This is a genomic window from Serratia sp. A07 (assembly GCF_058725505.1).
In genome coordinates, this window is the sequence record NZ_JBZXDO010000001.1 from 107324 (window position 1) to 122565 (window position 15242).

General features: G+C 64.2%; 12 protein-coding genes. All 12 read right to left on the bottom strand.

The window, feature by feature from the left end:
• Nucleotides 1-37: 37 nt before the first annotated feature.
• The 12 genes from AC4PR2_RS00595 to AC4PR2_RS00650 all read right to left on the bottom strand — a co-directional run bounded on the left by AC4PR2_RS00595 (nucleotide 38) and on the right by AC4PR2_RS00650 (nucleotide 15016).
• Nucleotides 38-1123: an acyl-CoA desaturase gene (locus AC4PR2_RS00595; RefSeq protein WP_060424024.1), complete on the bottom strand. Its 1086-nt coding sequence runs from the start codon at nucleotides 1121-1123 to the stop codon at nucleotides 38-40.
• Nucleotides 1120-2202, bottom strand: a complete 1083-nt coding sequence (locus AC4PR2_RS00600) for a fatty acid desaturase family protein (RefSeq protein ID WP_089186082.1) — start codon at nucleotides 2200-2202, stop codon at nucleotides 1120-1122. The genes AC4PR2_RS00595 and AC4PR2_RS00600 overlap by 4 nt, the downstream gene beginning before the upstream one ends.
• A complete protein-coding gene (locus AC4PR2_RS00605) occupies nucleotides 2195-3328 on the bottom strand; it encodes a sterol desaturase family protein (protein WP_038877003.1) in 1134 nt (377 codons plus the stop codon). Before AC4PR2_RS00605 ends, AC4PR2_RS00600 begins: the two co-directional genes overlap by 8 nt.
• A complete protein-coding gene (locus tag AC4PR2_RS00610) occupies nucleotides 3325-3942 on the bottom strand; it encodes a phosphatase PAP2 family protein (RefSeq protein WP_084827675.1) in 618 nt (205 codons plus the stop codon). The genes AC4PR2_RS00605 and AC4PR2_RS00610 overlap by 4 nt, the downstream gene beginning before the upstream one ends.
• On the bottom strand, nucleotides 3939-5225 hold the full coding sequence (locus AC4PR2_RS00615) for a F390 synthetase-related protein (protein ID WP_070914686.1): 1287 nt from the start codon (nucleotides 5223-5225) through the stop codon (nucleotides 3939-3941). Before AC4PR2_RS00615 ends, AC4PR2_RS00610 begins: the two co-directional genes overlap by 4 nt.
• Complete coding sequence (locus AC4PR2_RS00620) at nucleotides 5222-6028, bottom strand: MBL fold metallo-hydrolase (protein ID WP_060439746.1); 807 nt, start codon at nucleotides 6026-6028, stop codon at nucleotides 5222-5224. The genes AC4PR2_RS00615 and AC4PR2_RS00620 overlap by 4 nt, the downstream gene beginning before the upstream one ends.
• Nucleotides 6021-7037, bottom strand: a complete 1017-nt coding sequence (locus AC4PR2_RS00625; RefSeq protein WP_089186086.1) for an NAD-dependent epimerase/dehydratase family protein — start codon at nucleotides 7035-7037, stop codon at nucleotides 6021-6023. Before AC4PR2_RS00625 ends, AC4PR2_RS00620 begins: the two co-directional genes overlap by 8 nt.
• Nucleotides 7034-8041: a 3-oxoacyl-[acyl-carrier-protein] synthase III C-terminal domain-containing protein gene (locus tag AC4PR2_RS00630; protein WP_074026772.1), complete on the bottom strand. Its 1008-nt coding sequence runs from the start codon at nucleotides 8039-8041 to the stop codon at nucleotides 7034-7036. The genes AC4PR2_RS00625 and AC4PR2_RS00630 overlap by 4 nt, the downstream gene beginning before the upstream one ends.
• Nucleotides 8042-8314: 273 nt before the next feature.
• The gene (narI, locus tag AC4PR2_RS00635) at nucleotides 8315-8992 is read right to left on the bottom strand and encodes a respiratory nitrate reductase subunit gamma (RefSeq protein ID WP_443014385.1); all 678 of its coding nucleotides are present in this window, start codon (nucleotides 8990-8992) and stop codon (nucleotides 8315-8317) included.
• Between the two features lie 2 nt (nucleotides 8993-8994).
• On the bottom strand, nucleotides 8995-9717 hold the full coding sequence (narJ, locus tag AC4PR2_RS00640; RefSeq protein ID WP_443014386.1) for a nitrate reductase molybdenum cofactor assembly chaperone: 723 nt from the start codon (nucleotides 9715-9717) through the stop codon (nucleotides 8995-8997).
• Nucleotides 9714-11258 carry a nitrate reductase subunit beta gene (narH, locus tag AC4PR2_RS00645; RefSeq protein ID WP_033634924.1) on the bottom strand — a complete coding sequence of 515 codons (1545 nt, stop codon included), beginning with the start codon at nucleotides 11256-11258 and terminating at the stop codon, nucleotides 9714-9716. Before narH ends, narJ begins: the two co-directional genes overlap by 4 nt.
• A complete protein-coding gene (locus AC4PR2_RS00650; RefSeq protein ID WP_087763061.1) occupies nucleotides 11255-15016 on the bottom strand; it encodes a nitrate reductase subunit alpha in 3762 nt (1253 codons plus the stop codon). Before AC4PR2_RS00650 ends, narH begins: the two co-directional genes overlap by 4 nt.
• Between the last annotated feature and the right edge of the window lie 226 nt (nucleotides 15017-15242).

Below are 15242 nucleotides of genomic sequence, written 5' to 3' on the forward strand. Positions count from 1 at the left end.
TGAACTGCGTAACGCCTCGCACAATCCACATGCAACGCTAATGCGGTTTGCGCCCCATCGCGCTGAGGAAGCGCTGCTGCAGGCGCAACAGCTCCTCCAGCTCCAGCAGGCGGTAATCGATGCCGAAACGCGGCGCCACCTCGCCGATGATGCGGCTCAGCGCCGGGTAATGGCGGTGGCTCCAGTGCGGGAACAGATGATGCGTCAAATGCAGGTTCGCCCCGCCGAGCCAGTATCCCAGCCAGCGCGGCCGGGTCAGCCAGTCGAAGGTCGTGGCGAACACATGGTGATACCAGCCGTGCGGCATCGCACCCTGCGCCGGCGCCTGATAAAAATTGGCTTTGGCCCAGTGGGTGCCGATGATCAACATTACGAACAGCAATGAAGAAAGCATCTGGCTCAGCAAATAGACCAGCAGAATTTGCCCGATGCCGATGGCCGGCGGCAGCAGCCAGCACGGGATCGCCAGCGCCAGCAGCAGGTGCGCCGCCTTGCCCGCCAGAAATCCGCACCAGCCGCGCACGCCCTGCTGCGCCATGCGCGCCGCCACGCGGGTGCGGCCCGCCCGGTCCAGCCAGTCGAACAGCCAGATGTAGTACGGGAACGTCAGCGCCGCCACCAGCGGCCAATAGTAACGCTGGGCGCGCATAAAGGGCCGCCAGCGCTGGAACGGCGTTTGCCGCAGCACGCCATTGGCGTCGATGTCAGGGTCGTAATGTTCGATATTGTTATGGGCATGGTGAAACAACACGTGGCGCACGCGCCAGCAGTCGGGATCCAGCCCCAGCGGGACGCTCACCAGAGCGTTCAGCCAGCGGTTGGCCCAGGGCCGACGGAAAAACGCGTTATGCGAGGCGTCGTGCACCACGTTCACCGTCAGGAACATGCCAATAAAGATAAAGCCGAAATAACAGGCGAAAAACGCCCAGCCGTTTTGCTGCTGCAGGCTCAACCCGTAACACAGGCCGCACAGCGCCAACAGCAGCGCCACCTTCGCCAGCATGCCGCCGTCGGCGAAGCGGTGATCGCCGTTGGCCGCCAAATAATGCTGGGCGGCCTGCATCAGCGCGCGATGTAGCCCGCCGTCATCGCGCCGATAGGCTAACGGGCGCAGCGGTTTCATGGCTGCCCCATAAGGCGCAAGAAGCGCTGTTGCTGCGCCAGCAGTTCGCGATAGCCGATGCAGCGATATGCCATGCCGTGCCGCTGAGCCACTTCCGCCACCGCGGCGGCCAGTGCCGGATAGTGGCGGTGATTCCAGCCGGGAAACAGGTGGTGGGTGAGGTGATAGTTCAGCCCGCCGGTCAGGTGTTCCAGCCAGCGCGGCTCAGGCTGCCAATCGCAGGCGGTGGCGAAATTGTGCCGGTACCAACCGTGCGGCATGCTGTCGCCCGCCGGCGCCGGGTAAAACTCGGCCTGCGCCCAGTGGGTGCCCAGCAGCAGGAACACCACCAGCAGCGAGGCAAACATCTGGCTGAGCGCGTAAGCCAACAGCACCCAGCCCCAACCGATGCCGTGCAGATGGCACAGGATCAGCGGCACCACCAGCACCAGCGCCACATGGAGCAATTTGCACAGCACGAACAGCGCCCAACCGCCGCGCCCCGCCAGCACGCGTTTTTCCCGCAGCGGCGTTTTATTGAGCCGATCGGACCAATCGAAAATCCACGCGATGTAGGGTAGCGAGAGCGCGGCGATCAGCGGCCAGTACAGATGCTGATAGCGCATATGCGGCCGCCAGCGCTGGAACGGCGTCTGGCGGAAAAAGCCGTTCTCTTCGGTGTCCAGATCGTAGTGTTCGACGTTGGCGTAAACGTGGTGGTAATCCACGTGCCGCGTGCGCCAATAGTCCGGATCGACGCCCAGCGGCAGCGTCACCAACCGCCCCACCAGGCGATTGGCCCAGGGCGCGCGCAAGAAGGCGTTATGCGAAGCATCGTGATTGACGTTGACGTTGAGCAGCATGCCCATGGCCACGAACAGGAAATAGCAGAGGAAAAACGCCCAGGGCTGATGCTGCATCAGGCTCAGGGCATAAAACCCGACGCACAGCGCCAGCAACAGCGTGGCCTTGGCCAGCCGCGCGGTATCGGCATAGCGATGATCGCCCGCCAGGCAGGCGTGCGCCGCGCGCTTGAGATCGCGGTGAAACGCCTGCTCGCCATCGGTGGGGAAACGCAGCGGCGGTAATGAGTCAGCCATGCGGTTCCTCCACGGCGGCCGGTGCGGCCACTCGCCCCCAGCCCAGCGCCACGCACAGGGCATGCAGCGCCACGGCGGCCATGGCGATATGCCAATAGCGCTGCGGCCAGCCAAGATAGCCGATAAACAGCAGCGGCATGCCCAGCGCGATCAGCAGCCAAACGGCGCTCGCCCACGGCCGCCCTTCCGTCATGCCGCCCAGCGCCACCGAGCCCAACGCCAGCAGCACCAGCAGCGCCATTTGCGGCCAGCTGATGTCGCCGTAACCGTAACCGTATTGGTAGACGTAACCGACCACCAGCGAGAACAACAGCATGGCGCCGCTGAAGACGCTGAGCGCCGAACGGCGGTCGCGCGGCCGGCCCGGCGCCGGGCGCCAGGCCAGACGGAAATAGCGCAGGAACGGCAGATTGCTCGCCCAAAATGGATTGGCGGACGGCCGATCGCCGCTGACGCCGTAGCTGAACGGCGTGGTCGGTAGCGCCGGGCAGAACGTGCCGAACAGCTTGTCCCAAAAGATAAAGCTGCCGCCGAAGTTCTTATTGGAATACGCCATGTCCTTGACATGGTGCACCCGGTGGTGCGCCGGCGTGACCAGGATTTTTTCCAGTACGCCCAGCTTCGGCGTCAGCGCATTGTGGTTAAACAGCTGAATGCTGTAGTGAAAAATCGACACCGTGACGAACACCGACAGCGGCACGCCCGCCAGCGCCAGCAGCAAAAAGAACGGGATCGACGTCAACGACGAATACCAGGAGTTGCGCACCCCCAGCGACAGGTTGAAGTGCTCCCCCTGGTGGTGCACCACGTGTACCGCCCACAGCACGCGGAAGCGGTGGTGCAGGCGATGCAGCCAGTAGAAACCGAAGTCCCACGCCAGCAGGGCGAACAGCCACATCAGCAGCGGCGGCCAGGCGTCCAGCAGCCCCAGGCTGAAATGCGCGGCCACGTAGCCGTAGCAGGTGATCTCCAGCCCGCGGAACAGCCACAGCATGATATGGCCGGAGTTCAGGTTGAACACCAGATCGTGCCAGTTGACCGGCTCACGGCGCCCCCACTGCAGCGCCACCGCTTCGGCCACCACGATGAACAGCATGAACACTATCGGCAACGCCAGATCGCTCATCCTACTTCTCCTTTAACCACGCGCCGGCGTAGGGCCTCTATGCGCAGGGCCAGCCAGCCGGCGAACAGCGCCAGCAGCGCACCGCCGGCCAGATCGACAAACAAATGGCGGCGCAGCTGCAGGATGGAGAACGCGATCGCCACGCCCCACAGCATCCACAGCGCCGTCCGCACTTTGCGCTCGCCGTCGCTCAGCGCCCACACCGCCAGCACCGTCAGCGCCATGTGCAACGACGGCAGGCAGTTTTGCGGCGAATCCACCTGCGTTAACGCCGCCAGCAGCTGCGCGCTGAGCCCAACGCCCTCGTTCTGCGGATAGGCCATGGTGGTCGGCCACAGCAGGTAAACTGCCCCGGCGCCCAGCGCCGTCAGCTGCATCGCCAGCGTCAGCCATTTGATTCGCTGCAGCGGCGCCAGCAAATAGCCCGCCGGGACGATGAGGAAGAACGACAGATAGAGCCAAATGGCCGCCGGATTAAACGGGATCGCCCGGTCAAGCGCCGATGGCGGCAGCAGGGTTCCCGCCCCCTGCAGGCGATCGGTCAGGCTATACACCACCCCGACCGTCCCCCAGCCGAGCAACATGTGCCCTAGCCTGAACAGCATCTTTTTCATGCTTCCTCCGCCTGGCGCACGATGCGCCGCCGCTTGCGATCGAACTGCGGTAACACCGCCTGCGCCGTCAACCGCCATTCGAGCCGATCGGTGGCGATGCCCTGGCGAGCGAACAGCGCGATCAGCTGCGCCTGGCAGTGCGCCAACGCCGCCGGGCTGCAATCGGCGATCAGCTCCAGCCGGTGCTCGCCGCGCTGGATCAGGCGGTAATCGCTGGTCAGCGGCAACGCATTGGCGATCGTCCGGCTGCAGGCATCGGCGAACACCGCCTGCGGCTGCCGCTGCGCATCGGGTAACATCAGCTGATCGTCGCGCCGCCCTTCGATACGCGCAATCGCCCGCGTCGGTTGCCCGCACGGACAGGGTTCCTTGCGCAGCACCAGCACATCGTCCAGCCGATAACGCACGATCGGCTGCGTGCTGCGGGTGAAATCAGTGATCAGCGGCGTAAAACGCTGCTCGTCGATCCACTGCGGTTCGATATGCAAAAACTCTTCGTTCAGATGCAGCGTGCCGTGCGCGCAGGTGGCGGCAAGAAACCCCTCGGTGGCCTGATACACTTCGCCGACCGCCGGAAACACCTGCATCAGCAGGCGGCGATCCTGCTCTTCCAACACCTCGGCGACCGAGATCGCTTTTTTGACCGGCAGCTTCACCTGCCCGGCCAGCACCGCCAGTGCCAGGGCACGCAGCACCTGCGCCGGGGCCACGATGATGCTGGGCGCCTGCCGTTCCAGTGCGGGCAGATGCTCGCTGAACGGCGCGAGCAGATCGTAAAACGCCAGGCTCAGCCAACGGTTGTTTACGCTGTGATAGAGATTATTGTCCGCCCGCAGAAACAGGGCGACGCGCTCGCCGGCCAACAGCCCGTCCGGCAGCATCTTCGCCAGCATGCCACCGGCCCACACCTGCTGTTCGCGCGGGCTGACGACAAACACGCCGCGCTGCCCGGAGGTGCCAGACGACAACCCGACGCTGTAGCGCCCGATCTTCGGCGTGAAATCGCGATCCGCCTCGCTGCGCTGCGCGCAGGCCAGCACCGCCTCTCGGCTCAGCCCGGCGGTATTCATCCGGTCAAACTGCGCCATCATCAGCGCCTTGTCCATCTGCGGCCATTCGGCGAACGGGCGGCGGCTGAAGCGCTGAAAATAGGGGCTCTTGCTCAGCACCCGGCGGGCAAAGCCCGCGAGCTGCCGGGCCTGATGCGCCTCCAGCGCCGCACGATCGCCAAAGCGCAGGCGCCGGGCGCGGAAATAGTGCCACAAGGTCATGAAGGGGATCACAGGTCCCCCTCGTGGCACAGCAAAATGTTAACCTGGCCGCCCGCCCACAGCTGGTTGAGCCGTTCCAGCGTGCGGGTGTACGCCGCCGCATCGTCCATCACCAGATTGGCCAGGCGCGAAGGCCCGCGCAGCGTCTGGTAGCTCTGCGGCGACCAGGCGGCGTCGCTGGCCAACAGCGTCCAGCCGGCGTCGGTGAGAATAAAGGCGCCGATATGGCCGGCCGCATGCCCCGGCAGCGGCACCAGCACGATCTGCCCCTCGCTGCCCGGCAGCGCGTAACCGCGATCGAACGGCGCCAGCAGCGCGGGCAACGCCACCGAGGGAAAAGCCTCCATAAACTGCAGACGGCTCTCGAAATCCGCCGGGATCAGGCCGGGAATAAAGGCGCGCTTGAGTGCCGCGAAACCGCGCAGCCCACGGGTTTGCTGCCAGCCTTCGCCGGAGCAAATAAAGTCGAGGTGGCTGAAATCCTGCAGCCCGGCGATGTGATCCGCGTGAAAATGCGAGACGATCAGCGCCTGGATGTCGCCTTCGGCGTAACCGGCTTCGCGCAGCTGATGCGCCAACGACTCGGCGGGATCGAAATAGACCGGCGTCATGCGGCGGTAAAGGCTGAATACCCCCGACTGCGTGTGCTGCTGAAAATAATGCGCGTAGCCGGTATCCCACAGCCAGCGGCGCTGCCCCACCTCCAGCAGATAGGCGCGCGCCGGGAATTTACACACCCGGAACCCGGCGCCGCGCAGCGCCATACAGCCGATATGCGTGCAATAGCCCACTTCAAATACGGTGACCTTAGCCATGCGGTATGCCTCCTTGCTGCCGCAGCCACTCGCCGGTCAGGCGGATCCCCTCCTCCATCGAGTAACGCGGCCGATAGCCCAGCTCTTCGATCGCGCGAGTCTGGCTCAGAGTCATGTCAAAATGCACCGCCGCCACGCTGTAGCGCGTCAGCAGCGGTTCCTTGCCGCTCAGGCTTGCCCACAACTCCATGCCGCCGGCCAGCGCCTGCAGCAGCGGATACGGCACGGCCTGCAGCCGGTAACGCAGCCCCAGCTCCTGGCGCAGCAGCGCATCCAGCATCTCCGCCAGCCGCTGCGGTTGGTGGTTGGTGATGTTGTACACGGCGCCGGACGGCAATCCGCGTTGCCGGCTGGCCAGCTCCATGGCGTGCACCACGTTGGGAGCAAAGGTCAGATCCAGCAACGCCTGCCCGCCGCCGGGCAGCCGCAGCACGCCGCGATCGCGTTCGAGCTGTTGCAACAGCCGCGGCACGATCACCCTATCGTGCGGGCCAAACAGGCCGCGCGGCCGCAGCATAATATAGGTGGTTTGCGGGTAGATCTTCGCCTGCGCCAACAGCCGCTGCTCGGCGGCGTGCTTGCTGGCGGCATAGTGGTTGGCGAAGCGCCGGGCGCGATAACCCTCATCAAGATCGTAATGCGGCTGAAAATCGAAGTAGATTGCCGGCGTGGAGATATGCACGAAGCGCCGCACGCCGCAGCGCCCGGCCGCCTCCGCCAGCTTGTCCGTCGCTGCGGCGTTGATGCGGTGAAATTCCGCTTTGCTGCCCCAGGGCGAAGACTTGGCCGCACAGTGCCACACCCACTCGCAGTCGGTTACCAGCTCCCGGCACTGCTGCGGCGTGGCCTGCGCCAGATCGAGCGAGTAAAATTCGGCGCCCAGCTGGCGCAACGCTTCGCCGGCCCGCTCATCGCGGCCGGTGGCGCGCACCTGATGCCCGGCTTCCAGCAACCACTCCGCCGCGTTGCGCCCCAGCCCGCTGGTCGCCCCGGTCACCAGCACCCTCATGGCAGCAACACCATGCCGGCCAGCGCCAGCCCGGCGGCGGTGCCGATCAGCATCACCGGCTGGCCGGGGTTGAAGCGCCCGGTGGTCACGGCGGCATGCAGCGCGGTCGGGATAGAAGCCGCCACCTGGTTGCCGTGATGGCGGTAGATGTCCACCAGCGCCTCGCTGGAGACGTGCAGCCGTTTGCGCATATGTTCGAGCGACAAATGGCTGGCCTGGTGCGGCACCACGGTGGCGATCTGCCCCAGAGTCAAGCCGCTGGCGCTCAGCAGCCGGTCGAGGTAGTCCTCAATCAGCGCCGACGCCTGACGGAACAGCGGCTTGCCCTGCATATGAAACAGGAAGTCTTGCTCGCACATGCCGGCGCGCGGGTTGCGGCGCGTGCCGCCGGCGCGGATCTCGCACAGTTCGCTGCCGGCGGGATAGGTTTCCACCAGGCTGGCGAGGATGCCGCTGGCGCCGTCGCCGCGCTCCACGATGGCGCAGGCGGCGCCGTCGCCGAAGATCAGCGACGACTCTTCGTGCTGCCAGTCGATGCCGCGCGAAGCGAGATCCGCCGAGACGATGGCGATACGCCGATACGTCCCGGCGTTCAACAGCCCCGCCGCCACCTGCAGCGCAGAGATAAAGCTGACGCAGCTGCTGTTGATGTCGAAGCCCGGCGTACCCGGTGCCAGCCCGGCAACCTTGAGAATATGCGCGGCGGTGCACGGCAGCGCCTGCACCGCTATCGCCGAGGCGGAGATCAAAAGGTCAATGGAGGCTGCCGGAATGGCGCTGCGGGCCAGCGCGTCTTGCAGCGCGGCGGCGGCGAGATCGGCCTGGCTGGCGTCGTCGGCGGCGTGATAGCGGTAAACGATGCCCGAGCGTTTTTCAACGTAGCCGGCCGGTTTCCCCAGGCGGGCATCGAGCGTAGAGGAGGCCACGCGGTTGGGCGGCAACGCGGCCCCGGTGGCAATGATTTTCAGAGGCAACAGCTCGGGTGAGCGACATTGTGTGGTCATTATTGTTATTGATTAACCTGACTATCCATAAAGCGATTCTCCCGCACGGCGCAAAGGCTATGCGGATCATCCCCGGTTTTTATGTCCCAAAAGGCCTTTCATCAAGGCGGTATCTCTTGTTATCAGCTGGCGCGGGCCGACATCCGTCGGCGGAAGCATAAGCGTAACATTACTGAGATATTCAGTTTACGGCAAGGCGGCGAGAATGGGCAGACGGGAGGGGAATTATCGGAATAGCGCCGCCGCTGGCGATCGGCGGCGGCGGGGTCAGGCTCAGCGGCGGTTGCGCACCAGCTGGTAGCGGCGGGTCAGATACTCTACCGGCGCACTCCAGATATGCACCAGGCGGCAGAACGGGAACAGCACGAACAGCGTCATGCCCAGCACCATGTGCAGCTTGAAGATAATCGCCACGCCTTCCAGGTGCACAGAGGCGCCGGCGTGGAAGGTCACCACCGCCTGCGCCCAGGCCACCAGCTTCATCATTTCGCTGCCGTCCATATGCTGGGCGGAGAACGGAATGGTCAGCAGACCGAGGCACACCTGCACCACCAGCAACGTCAGGATCATGATGTCGGCGAAGCTGCTGGTGGCGCGCACCCGCGGGTTGGTCAACCGGCGCTTCAGCAACAGCGCGCCGCCGATCAGCGTCATCAGGCCGCAGGCGCCGCCGGCGATCATCGCCAGCTTCTGCTTCACGTCGATCGGCAGGAAGGCCTCATACATCCAGTGCGGCGTCAGCATGCCGAGGAAGTGGCCCACGAAGATGCCGATAATACCGATGTGAAACAGGTTGGACGCCAGCCGCATGCCCTTTTTATCCAGCATCTGGCTGGAGCCGGCGCGCCAGCTGTACTGCCCGTAGTCGTAACGCAACCAGCTGCCGATCAGGAATACCGCGCCGGCCAGATAAGGGTAGATATCGAAGAAGAACTGATTCAAAAATTGCATGATTAGCGTCCTTTGGTTCCGGTTAACGCATCCGTCAGGTCCAGATACTGTGGTGCCACCGCGCCGGCGAAGCGCCGCTGGTGCGCCGCCTGCTGGGCGGAGGCGCAGCCCTGTTCGCCGAGAAACTTGACCTGCTCCTCTTCCCACACCGCATCCAGCGCCTGCGGTGTATCGTCACGTGCCTCTTGCGCCACCTGGGGCTCCAGCGTCTGGGCCTGCATCTCGCTGCCGGACAGCGCCAGCAGCAGATCGAACAGCACCGCATACGGGCTTTCGCGCTGTTGCAGGCGCGCGCCCAGCAGCGCCAGGATCGGCGCGATGTCCTGCAGCCCTTCCCGCGCCTGCGCCGCGCTGCGGCTGGCCAGATACTCCAGATACAGCGGCAGGAAATCCGGCAGCTCGCGGCTGTCGATCTCGAGCCCGGCGGCGCGGTACTGCGTCATCAGGTCAACCATCGCCTGACCGCGATCGCGCGACTCGCCGTGCACGTGCTCAAACAGCAGCAGCGAGGTGGCGCGGCCGCGATCGAACAGCTCGCAATAGTCGGCCTGCACGTCCAGCAGCGGGCGGGCGCACAGGCGGCGGATAAACAGAATCAGCTGCGCGCTGTGGTGCAGATCCAGCTCGCTGGCCGGCTCCAGCGCTTCGATGAGCGCCTGCTGATGGTCAAACAGGACCTGCTCCGGGTAATCCAGCAGGCGGGCGATCACTTTCAGGCTGATCATGAGGCATCCTCCGGCCGCGCGGTTTTCGCGGTCACGTCGATGGCGTCGATACGGCGGCTGTTGAACAGGTTGAACTTGCCGTCGCTGCCGTGGCAGCCGTCGCCGAAGCTGAAACCGCAGCCTTTGCTTTCCGGGAAGGCTTCGCGCGCCAGCTCGCGGTGGCTCGACGGCACCACGAAGCGATCTTCATAGTTGGCGATCGCCAGGTAGCGGTACATCTCCTGCGCCTGCGCTTCGCTCAACCCGACCTGTTCCAGCGCACTGGTGTCCACCACGCCGTCGACGGTTTCCGCCCGCTTGTAGTGGCGCATCGCCAGCATGCGCTTCAGCGCCAGCAGCACCGGTTCGGTATCGCCGGCGGTCAGCAGGTTCGCCAGATACTGCACCGGAATGCGCAGGCTTTCGACGTCCGGCAGCACGCCGCTGTGCGCCAGCTCGCCGGCGTCGGCGGCGGACTGAATCGGCGACAACGGCGGCACGTACCACACCATCGGCAGCGTGCGGTATTCCGGGTGCAGCGGCAGCGCCAGCTTCCAGTCCATCGCCATTTTGTACACCGGCGACTGCTGGGCAGCTTCAATGACGCCCTGCGGCACACCGTCCGCCAGCGCCTGAGCAATCACCTTCGGATCATGCGGATCGAGGAAGATATCGAGCTGGCTCTGGTACAGATCCTTGTCGTTCTCCACCGCCGCCGCCTGCTCGATGCGGTCGGCATCGTACAGCAGCACGCCGAGGTAGCGAATGCGGCCGACGCAGGTCTCCGAACAGACCGTCGGCTGCCCGGCTTCGATGCGCGGGTAGCAGAAGATGCACTTCTCGGACTTGCCGCTCTTCCAGTTGAAGTAGATTTTCTTGTACGGACAGCCGGTCAGGCACATGCGCCAGCCGCGGCACTTGTCCTGGTCGATCAGCACAATGCCGTCTTCGCCGCGCTTGTAGATCGCCCCGCTCGGGCAGGTGGCGACGCAGGCCGGGTTGAGGCAGTGTTCGCACAGGCGCGGCAGGTACATCATGAAGGTGTTTTCGAACTGGCCGTACATCGCCTTCTGCAGGTTGTCGAAATTCTTGTCCTGCGAGCGTTTTTCGAACTCCCCGCCGAGGATCTCCTCCCAGTTAGGGCCGCTTTCGATCTTGTTCATGCGCTGGCCGGTGATCAGCGAGCGCGGGCGAGCCACCGGCTGGTGCTTGCCCTGTTTGGCGGTATGCAGATGCTGGTAGTCGTAATCGAACGGCTCGTAGTAGTCGTCCAGCGCCGGCACGTCCGGGTTGGCGAAGATTTTCGCCAGCACGCCGACGCGGTTGCCCATGCGCGGTTCCAGCTTGCCGTTGATTTTACGTATCCAGCCGCCCTTCCATTTTTCCTGATCTTCCCAGGCGTGCGGATACCCGACGCCGGGCTTGCTTTCCACGTTATTGAACCAGGCGTATTCCATACCTTCACGGCTGGTCCAGACGTTTTTGCAGGTGACCGAACAGGTGTGGCAACCGATGCACTTGTCCAGATTCAGCACCATGCCGACTTGCGAACGAATTTTCATTTGCTGTTCTCCTGCTGACTGCCCTGCGCGTAGTCGTTGCCTTCGTCGTCCAACCAATCAATGCGGTTCATCTTGCGCACCACCACGAACTCGTCGCGGTTGGAGCCGACGGTGCCGTAGTAGTTGAAGCCGTAGGCCAGCTGCGCATAGCCGCCGATCATGTGGGTCGGCTTCGGACAGGCGCGGGTCACCGAGTTGTGGATGCCGCCACGCTGGCTGGTGATCTCCGAGCCCGGCAGATTCACGATGCGCTCCTGCGCGTGGTACATCATGGTCATGCCGGCCGGGATACGCTGGCTGACCACCGCGCGCGCCGTCAGCGCACCGTTGGCGTTGAAGGCCTCGATCCAGTCGTTGTCCGCGATGCCCAGATCTTTGGCGTCGTCTTCGCTCAGCCAGACGATCGGGCCGCCGCGCGACAGCGTCAGCATCAACAGGTTGTCGCTGTAGGTGGAGTGAATGCCCCACTTCTGGTGCGGCGTCAGGAAGTTCAGCGCCTTCTCCTTGTTGCCGTTCGGCTTGCTGTTGAGCAACGGCTGCGCGGCGCGGGTATCGATCGGCGGCCGGTATACCAGCAGGCTTTCACCGAAGGCGCGCATCCACTCGTGGTCCTGATACAGCTGTTGACGGCCGCTGAGGGTGCGCCACGGGATCAGCTCGTGCACGTTGGTGTAACAGGCGTTGTAGGAAACGTGTTCGTCTTCCAGACCGGACCAGGTCGGGCTGGAGATGATTTTGCGCGGCTGCGCCTGAATGTCGCGGAAGCGAATTTTCTCGTCTTCCTTGTTCAGCGCCAAATGCCGGTGATCGCGGCCGGTGACGTTGCTCAGGGCCTCCCAGGCTTTTACCGCCACCTGGCCGTTGGTTTCCGGCGCCAGCGACAGGATCACTTCCGCCGCGTCTATTGCGCTCTCAATCTTCGGCCGCCCCGCCGCCGGGCCGTCGGCCTTGACGTAGTTAAGCTGCTTGAGGAAGTCGACTTCGGTTTGGGTGTTCCAGCTGATGCCCTTGCCGCCGTTGCCCAGTTTGTCCAGCAGCGGTCCCAGCGAGGTGAAACGCTCGTAGGTGGCCGGGTAATCGCGTTCCACCGCGATGATGTGCGGCGCGGTTTTGCCCGGGATCAGATCGCACTCGCCTTTCTTCCAGTCCTGCACGCCGTAAGGCTGCGCCAGTTCGGCGGCGGAATCGTGCTGGATAGGCAGGGTCACCACGTCGGTTTCCTGACCCAGATGGCCGACGCACACCTCGGAGAAGGCCTTGGCGATGCCCTTGTAGATCTCCCAGTCGCTCTTCGAATCCCAGGCCGGATCGACCGCCGCCGACAGCGGATGGATGAACGGGTGCATGTCGGAGGTGTTCATGTCGTCTTTTTCGTACCAGGTGGCGGTCGGCAGCACCACGTCGGAGTACAGGCAGGTGCTCGACATGCGGAAATCGAGCGTCACCACCAGATCCAGCTTGCCTTCGCCGCCCTGCTCGCGCCATTCCACTTCCTGCGGCTTCACGCCGCCCTGCTGGCCGAGATCTTTCCCCTGAATGCCGTTTTCGGTGCCCAACAGGTATTTGAGCATGTACTCATGGCCCTTGCCGGAGGAGCCCAGCAGGTTGGAGCGCCAGACAAACAGGTTGCGCGGGAAATTCTGCGGATTGTCCGGCTGCTCGGCGGCGAAGCCCAGCGTGCCGTTTTTCAGGCTATCGACGGTGAACTCGACCGGCGACTGACCGGCCGCACGGGCCTGCTCCGCCAGGCGCAGCGGGTTGGTGCCCAGCTGCGGCGCCGACGGCAGCCAGCCCATGCGCTCGGCGCGCACGTTGAAGTCGATCAGGCTGCCGCCGAAGCGCGACTTGTCCGCCAGCGGCGACAGCAGCTCGTCGGTGCCGACGGTTTCATAGCGCCATTGGCTGGAATGGTTGTAGAAGAACGAGGTGCTGTTCATGTGGCGCGGCGGGCGCTGCCAGTCGAGGCCGAACGCCAGCGGCAGCCAGCCGGTTTGCGGCCGCAGTTTTTCCTGGCCGACGTAGTGCGCCCAGCCGCCGCCGCTCTGGCCGACGCAACCGCAGAAGATCAGCATATTGATCAGGCCGCGGTAGGTCATGTCCATGTGGTACCAGTGGTTGACGCCGGCGCCGACGATGATCATCGAACGGCCGTGGGTTTTCTCGGCGTTTTCCGCGAACTCGCGGGCAATGCGGATGATGTTGTGACGCGACACGCCGGTGATCTGCTCGGCCCAGGCCGGGCTGTAGGCCTTGACCTCGTCATAGTCGGCGGCGCAGTTGGCGTCGCCCAGCCCGCGTTCCAGACCGTAATTGGCAAGCTGCAGGTCATACACGCTGGTCACCAGCGCTTCGCTGCCGTCCGCCAGCTGCAGGCGTTTCACCGGCAGCTTGTGCAGCAGGATCTCGTCCAGCGCCACGCTGTTGAAATGCTCGCTGTCCGCGCCGCCGAAGTACGGGAAGCCCACCTCGGCCACGTCGTCATGCATGCCCAACAGGCTGAGCTGCAGCTCGACTTCCTGTTGCGACTTGCCCTCGCGCTGTTCCAGGTTCCACTTGCCCTTCTCGCCCCAGCGGAAGCCGATGGAGCCCTGCGGCGCCACCAGATCGCCGCTGCGGCTGTCGATAGCGACGGTTTTCCACTCGGGGTTGTTTTCCTGGCCCAGCCCGTCCACCAGATCGGCGGCGCGCAGCAGGCGGCCGGCGGCGTAATGGCCGCCTTCACGCGCTTCCAGCAGCACCAGCATCGGCATGTCGGTATAGCGGCGCACGTAGTCGCGGAAGTAGCCGACTTCGCGATCGAGATGGAACTCTTTCAGCATCACGTGGCCCATCGCCAGCGCCATCGCGCTGTCGGTGCCCTGCTTCGGATTCAGCCAGTGGTCGCACAGCTTGGCGACTTCGGCGTAGTCCGGCGTCACCGCCACGGTTTTGGTGCCCTTGTAACGCACTTCGGTAAAGAAGTGGGCGTCCGGAGTGCGCGTCTGCGGCACGTTGGAGCCCCAGGCGATAATGTAGGAGGAGTTGTACCAGTCGGCGGATTCCGGCACGTCGGTCTGCTCGCCCCAGGTCATCGGCGAGGCCGGCGGCAGATCGCAATACCAGTCGTAGAAGCTCAGGCAGGCGCCGCCGATCAGCGACAGGTAGCGGGCGCCGGCGGCGTAGGACACCATCGACATCGCCGGGATCGGCGAGAAGCCGATGATACGGTCCGGGCCGAAGGTTTTGGCGGTATAGACGTTGGCGGCGGCGATCAGTTCATTGACCTCCTGCCAGCTGGAGCGGACGAAGCCGCCGCGGCCGCGCGCCACCTTGTAGCTTTTGGCTTTTTCCGCATCGCCGACGATAGAGCCCCAGGCCGCGACGGGATCGCTGTGCTGCGCTTTCGCCTCGCGCCACAGCTTGAGCAGACGCTTGCGCATCAGCGGGTATTTCAGCCGGTTGGCGCTGTACAGGTACCAGGAGTAGCTGGCGCCGCGCGGGCAGCCGCGCGGTTCATGGTTGGGCAGATCGGGCCGGGTGCGCGGGTAGTCGGTTTGCTGGGTTTCCCAGGTCACCAGGCCATTCTTCACGTAGATCTTCCAACTGCAGGAACCGGTACAGTTCACGCCGTGGGTAGAACGCACCACTTTGTCGTGCTGCCAACGGCTGCGGTAGCCGTCTTCCCAGTCGCGGTTGGTGTTCAAGGTCTGGCCGTGATCGCCAGAAAAAGGCTCCGCCAACTGCTTGAAATAGCGGAAACGGTCTAAAAATTTGCTCATCCGGAATGCTCCTGAAGGCTCTTGTCGTTATAAGAAGACATGCTCAATCTGCCGCCAGCCTACTGACGGCCAACCGGCGGCAAATTGATTGCGATCAAGAGAAAGCGGGAGGCGACGCGCGTATCGGGTGAGAAATACCACCAAAGTATAGGTGCGGGATATGATGTTAATCGATTGAATTTAAATGAATAAAAGAGGCTGTCATGACAAAGGCTGGCGGAAGGGA

What these genes read in the sequence shown, in the direction of transcription:
- AC4PR2_RS00595 (WP_060424024.1), bottom strand. Translation starts at nt 1,123, where the DNA reads ATGAAACCGCTGCGCCCGTTAGCCTATCGGCGCGATGACGGCGGGCTA.
- AC4PR2_RS00600 (WP_089186082.1), bottom strand. Translation starts at nt 2,202, where the DNA reads ATGGCTGACTCATTACCGCCGCTGCGTTTCCCCACCGATGGCGAGCAG.
- AC4PR2_RS00605 (WP_038877003.1), bottom strand. Translation starts at nt 3,328, where the DNA reads ATGAGCGATCTGGCGTTGCCGATAGTGTTCATGCTGTTCATCGTGGTG.
- AC4PR2_RS00610 (WP_084827675.1), bottom strand. Translation starts at nt 3,942, where the DNA reads ATGAAAAAGATGCTGTTCAGGCTAGGGCACATGTTGCTCGGCTGGGGG.
- AC4PR2_RS00620 (WP_060439746.1), bottom strand. Translation starts at nt 6,028, where the DNA reads ATGGCTAAGGTCACCGTATTTGAAGTGGGCTATTGCACGCATATCGGC.
- AC4PR2_RS00625 (WP_089186086.1), bottom strand. Translation starts at nt 7,037, where the DNA reads ATGAGGGTGCTGGTGACCGGGGCGACCAGCGGGCTGGGGCGCAACGCG.
- AC4PR2_RS00630 (WP_074026772.1), bottom strand. Translation starts at nt 8,041, where the DNA reads ATGACCACACAATGTCGCTCACCCGAGCTGTTGCCTCTGAAAATCATT.
- narI (WP_443014385.1), bottom strand. Translation starts at nt 8,992, where the DNA reads ATGCAATTTTTGAATCAGTTCTTCTTCGATATCTACCCTTATCTGGCC.
- narJ (WP_443014386.1), bottom strand. Translation starts at nt 9,717, where the DNA reads ATGATCAGCCTGAAAGTGATCGCCCGCCTGCTGGATTACCCGGAGCAG.
- narH (WP_033634924.1), bottom strand. Translation starts at nt 11,258, where the DNA reads ATGAAAATTCGTTCGCAAGTCGGCATGGTGCTGAATCTGGACAAGTGC.
- AC4PR2_RS00650 (WP_087763061.1), bottom strand. Translation starts at nt 15,016, where the DNA reads ATGAGCAAATTTTTAGACCGTTTCCGCTATTTCAAGCAGTTGGCGGAG.